7 protein-coding genes are annotated in these 4,880 nt (G+C 72.3%); 5 read left to right on the top strand and 2 right to left on the bottom strand.

The window, feature by feature from the left end; all coding sequences use genetic code 11:
* Positions 1 to 475: 475 nt before the first annotated feature.
* Positions 476 to 910 (top strand): heme-binding protein, encoded by a 435-nt coding sequence (locus tag FV228_RS20260; RefSeq protein WP_147856263.1) that lies wholly within the window; start codon positions 476 to 478, stop codon positions 908 to 910.
* A 7-nt stretch (positions 911 to 917) separates the two neighbouring features.
* Here FV228_RS20260 and FV228_RS20265 read toward each other — a convergent pair whose 3' ends face one another.
* Positions 918 to 1,487, bottom strand: a complete 570-nt coding sequence (locus FV228_RS20265) for a PAS domain-containing protein (RefSeq protein ID WP_147856264.1) — start codon at positions 1,485 to 1,487, stop codon at positions 918 to 920.
* A 361-nt stretch (positions 1,488 to 1,848) separates the two neighbouring features.
* On the opposite strand from FV228_RS20265, the gene FV228_RS20270 reads away from it, so the two are divergent.
* The 3 genes from FV228_RS20270 (at position 1,849) to FV228_RS20280 (ending at position 3,751) form a co-directional block, all read left to right on the top strand.
* On the top strand, positions 1,849 to 2,034 hold the full coding sequence (locus FV228_RS20270) for a hypothetical protein (protein WP_147856265.1): 186 nt from the start codon (positions 1,849 to 1,851) through the stop codon (positions 2,032 to 2,034).
* Positions 2,035 to 2,158: 124 nt separating this feature from the next.
* Positions 2,159 to 3,424 (top strand): allantoate amidohydrolase, encoded by a 1,266-nt coding sequence (locus FV228_RS20275; RefSeq protein ID WP_147856266.1) that lies wholly within the window; start codon positions 2,159 to 2,161, stop codon positions 3,422 to 3,424.
* Between the two features lie 15 nt (positions 3,425 to 3,439).
* Complete coding sequence (locus FV228_RS20280; RefSeq protein WP_147856267.1) at positions 3,440 to 3,751, top strand: hypothetical protein; 312 nt, start codon at positions 3,440 to 3,442, stop codon at positions 3,749 to 3,751.
* Positions 3,752 to 3,776: 25 nt separating this feature from the next.
* Here FV228_RS20280 and FV228_RS20285 read toward each other — a convergent pair whose 3' ends face one another.
* Entirely contained in the window at positions 3,777 to 4,028 is a 252-nt protein-coding gene (locus FV228_RS20285) for a hypothetical protein (protein WP_147856268.1), read from the bottom strand.
* A gap of 159 nt (positions 4,029 to 4,187) precedes the next feature.
* On the opposite strand from FV228_RS20285, the gene FV228_RS20290 reads away from it, so the two are divergent.
* On the top strand, positions 4,188 to 4,880 hold a 693-nt coding region (locus tag FV228_RS20290), incomplete at its 3' end, for a hypothetical protein (protein ID WP_147856269.1).

Genomic DNA, 4,880 nt, shown 5'->3' on the forward strand with positions numbered 1-4,880 from the left:
GGCCCGGGCCGCGCTGGCGGCCGACCTCCTGGACCGGATCCGGACCGCGCGGGAGCGCGCCGCCGGAGCCTGATCCGATCCCGGGCTGCGCTCACGCGTTTGTGAGGGCCGCCCGGGCCGGACCGGTACAATCGTATCAGTGACAGCGGACCCGTCGCAGCCCATCTGCGGCTGGCCACACTCCGCCCGAGCGCCCCGTGCCACCCAGTGGTGCGCCGGCCCGGTCGGGTCCCGACGTTGTACCGGGGTCTCATGCCCTTTCGTCTCCGGTACGGCCGCACGGCCGGGCGCCCATGACCCCGTGCAAGGCGGGCGCCCGGCCTGTCGTCCGCCGATGCCCGGCGGGGCGATCGGCGTGATCCGGAGTTGACCGGCGCCGTCCGGTCGGGCCTTCTCGCGCAGAACGGGAGGCGTCCCGGGGTCGCTGGAATTTCTCAGCGACCCTGCGCCGGCCCGGGCCAACCAGGGAGGCACCATGCACGTCACGATTGAGCAGGCCGAGCGGGCAATCGCCGCGGCGCGGGCGAAGGCCAAGGAGCTGGACACCCAGATGTGCATCGCGGTGGTCGATTCCGGCGGCAACCTGAAGGCGTTCCATCGCATGGACGATGCCTGGGTCGGCTCGATCGACATCGCTCACAAGAAGGCCAAGACCTCGGTGTTCTTCGGCATGATGACCGGCCAGATCGGCCAGCTGTCCCAGCCGGGCGGCCCGCTCTACGGCATCGAGCATTCGAACGACGGACTGATCACCTTCCCGGGCGGCATCCCGATCGTCGATGCCGACGGCGTCATGTCGGGCGCGATCGGCGTCAGCGGGTCAACGGTGGAGAACGATCACGCCGTGGCGGAGGCCGGCGCCAAGGCGATCGGCCGGACCGAGCTTCCCGCCCACCCCTGGCGGACCTGAACCCGCCCTACGGCTCCCGCTGCGCGAGCGCCCGGCCGATCCCGAGCAGCAGCATGCTCGAGATCAGCCGGAGCTGCGGGTTGCCGTAGCGCTCCAGCGCCGCGTGGACCCGGATACAGTTGTCGGCGGCCGCCTCAAGGTGCTTGACCTCGATCGGGAGCTTGGCCTGGACCCGGTTGTCGTCCCGCCCGGGCGGGGTGCCGCCGTACAGGTCCGTGACGTCGATATAGGCGCCGCGCCCACGCAGTGCCCCCGTGGTGTCGGGGGCCAGCCGCCCGCGGGTGAGGATCCAGCGGACGTCGCCGGTCTGGCTCAGGACGCGAAACTCCAGCGAGACCGGGCCGCCGATCCGGCGCACCTTGCGAATCTCGTCGAAGACCCAGCCGCGATCCTCCGGATGGACGCGTCCCAGGGCGACGTCGAGCGGCAAAGGCTTGCCGGCAAAGCCCTCATTCCCGGACAGCAATGCGGCCGCGCCCGCGTCGAGTACCGATCGGCCGGCGGAGACATCCGTGTCCCAGGTGCCGACGAAACCCGCATCCTGCAGGGCGGAGGCCGCCATGGACGCCAATGCCATTCCATCCCCCAAACCTGGCTGCGGCCTGCCCATCCCCGGGACAGCCGGCAGCCGAGTGCGACACTTGTAGCCCACAAGCAGTTTGGCAACGGATCGATCCGAATCGATCATGCCCCGCGCCCTGACATGTCGTCACGGGTCTCCGGCCCCGGCTCGACAGCGGCGGGGGCCGGGCCTGCGCGACTGAAGCTGCATTCGCAGTGCACAAACCCGCCGTAAAGCTTTTCGTGGCGCAGTCTGTCCGTCACCGAACGCGCAGGCATTGCGGCGATGTATTCGCCGACGGCGCGGATACCGTGTCGATCCAGGACTTTCGATGCGCAGATACATTTTTCGAGCGATACGCCGGGAGCCGGACGGGATGCTCGGCCCGGACCTGTACCGGCAGACCTTCGAGGCCGCCGACGACGCGGGCGCGGTGGCGGCGGCCAAGCGGATCGATCTCGATCTGGCCGCCCTCGGCGCCAACGCGGTCTACGTCTCCGCCGCGGACGGACGGGCGATCTGGAGCCTGCACGCGCAGGATTTCCCGGATCCGAGCCTCTGAGGACCGGTCCGCGACGGAGCCCGGCGCCGGGGGGATCTCCCCCGCCCCTGCTGGTGCCGGGCGGGATCACGGCCTAACGTCGCGGACGCCGGTACAGGGTCGGCCGGGGCGCGCGCGGGACCGCATGGATATGGATCGCACCAACCTCCCGCTCTCGCAGGACCGCCTCTGGGACAGCCTGATGGAGCTCGCCCGGATCGGCGCGCTTCCCAACGGCGGCAACGACCGGCAGACCCTGACCGATCGGGACGCCGAGGGGCGTGCCCTGTTCCGGCGCTGGGGCGAGGCGGTCGGGATGACCCTGACGGTGGACCGGATCGGCAACATGGTCTTCCACCGGCCGGGGCGGGACCCGGGCCGGAAGCCCGTCGCCATCGGCAGCCATCTCGACACCCAGCCCACCGGCGGCAAGTTCGACGGTCCGCTGGGGGTGCTCGCCGGGCTGGAGATCATGCGCGCCCTGCACGAGGCCGGGATCGAGACCGAGGCGCCGCTCCTGCTGATCAACTGGTGCAACGAGGAGGGCTCGCGCTTCGCGCCGCCCATGAGCGGCAGCGGCGTCGCCATGGGCATCGTCTCCGAGGCCGACGTGATGGCGACCCGGGATCTCGCCGGCCACGTGTTCGGCGACGAACTGCGCCGGATCGGCTGGCAGGGGGAGGCGGAGCCGGCGGATCTTCGCGGGATCGGCGCGTATTTCGAACTGCACATCGAGCAGGGCAAGCGCCTGGAGGAGGCCGGCTTCACCATCGGTGTGGTCGACCGGGCGCTCGCACAGATCTGGTACGAAATCACCGTGCTGGGCGAGGAGGCCCATGCCGGCAGCCCCATGGCCGGGCGGCGCGACGCCATGATGGCCGCCGCCGCGCTGATCGGCTCGCTCGAGGCGATCGCCCGGGACGCGGTCGGCTCCGGGGGCGAGCGCGGCCGTGCCACCGTCGGAGTCCTGACAGCCGAGCCCGCGAGCCGCGACATCACCCCGGGCCGGGTCTGGTTCAGCCTCGACACCCGCCACGGCGACCCCGGGCAGCTGGAGGCGATGCGGGAGCGGATCCTGGCCCGGGCCGACGCGCTCGCCGCCGAGCGGGGCGTCGCGATCCGGGTGGAGGAGTTCTGGCGGGCGCCGCTGACCCCGTTCGATCCGGTCCTGGTGGACCGCGTCCAGGCGGCGGCCGAGGCGCGGGGCCATGCCTGGACCCGGATGCCGACCGCGATCTATCACGACGCCGTCTATTGCGCCCGGACGGTGCCGGCGGCCCTGGTGTTCTGCCCGTGCCACGGCGGCATCAGCCACAACGAGGCCGAGAGCATCACGCCGGATTGGGCCCGGGCCGGCATGGAGGTGCTGGCCGACGCCGTGCTGGCCACGGCCGGCATCGCGCACTCCTGAGGAGGCTGGTTCGGCATGCCCGACGACAACGTCATCCGCCCGACCTTCGGGGCGCCCCGCACCGTTGCACCGCCGGAGCGGACGGAGCCCGAGCCCGATCAGCCGCCGCTGCGCCTGTTCGGCTCGGCCGCGGGCCACCGGGTCGGCCTGATCCGCGATCCGGCCGCCCAGGAAGGCGACGTGTTCCGGATCGTGGTCGGCCCGGAGGACGAGCACGCCGTCGAGACGGTGGCGCTGCTGCCGGCGGCCGGCGACGCGGAGGGCGAGGCGGAGCGGATCGGCTTCGCGATCCTGCGGGCGCTGGAGGTGGTCGAGGGCGCGGTCTGATCCGGAAGCCCGCGCGACCGGCCGGTCAGACGACCGGCTTGGGCTTGATGATCGGCGAGCGCGTCAGGCTCTGGATCTCGCGGCCGGGCCGTCCGGCCTTGAGGGCGATCTCCTCTTCCTGCTCGGCGATGATCTGCCGGGCCGGCTCGTCGCCGTCCAGGCCGCCGAGGATCTCGGCCGGCACACGGCGGTTCGAAGCCCGGGAGCCGTCCTCGAAGACGACGTCGAACAGAATGAAGCCCCGTTCCTGGGGTCTCGACTTGATGCGCTTAGCCATAGGTGCTGATACGCCACCGCGATCCCGCGCGGCAGGGGGCACCGGCGCGCAGGGGGTTGCGTCGCGCGCAGCGCCGAACCTGCCCGCGGCCCCGCTCTCGCCGTGATCTTTCGTGCCGACGGTCCCCGACCGACCGCACCGCCAATCGAGGAAACGTCCGTGATACCCTGGGTTCATCTCGACACCGGCTCCGTCCCGGGGGGCGGCACCGACCTGCGCCTGATGCAGCGCGGCGAGGAGTTCTCGATCCTGGCCGACACGATCGAGCTGATGAACAACCGCCGCAGCGGCTCCGAGGCGGCGCTCGCCGCGATGACCTGCGAGCGGCTGAGGGACCGGCCCCGGGCCCGGATGCTGATCGGCGGCCTCGGCATGGGCTTCACCCTGCGGGCGGCCCTGGCGGGCCTCGGCCCGGATGCGCGGGTCGTGGTGGCCGAACTGGTGCCGGCGGTGATCGCCTGGGCCCGCGGCCCGCTCGCCCACGTCTTCGCCGATTGCCTGGACGACCCCCGGGTCGACGTGCAGGAGGCCGACGTGAACCGCCTGATCCAGGCGGGGCCGGGCCAGTACGACGCCATCCTGCTCGACGTCGACAACGGCCCGGAGGGGCTGATGCGCCGCTCCAACGACCGGCTCTACGACAATTGGGGCCTCAAGCGGGCCCGCTGGGCCCTCCGGCCGGGCGGCATCCTGGCCGTCTGGTCCGGCGCCCCGGACCGGAAGTTCAAGTCCCGCCTGCAGCGCTCCGGCTTCGCGGTCGAGGAGGCCCGGGTCCATGCCAGCGGCCGCGGCAGCGGGCCCAAGCACGTGGTCTGGCTCGGCACCCGCACCGACGGCCCGGCCGAGCCGTCC

It is taken from the genome of Methylobacterium sp. WL18, assembly GCF_008040015.1.
Taxonomy (GTDB): Bacteria; Pseudomonadota; Alphaproteobacteria; order Rhizobiales; family Beijerinckiaceae; genus Methylobacterium; species Methylobacterium mesophilicum.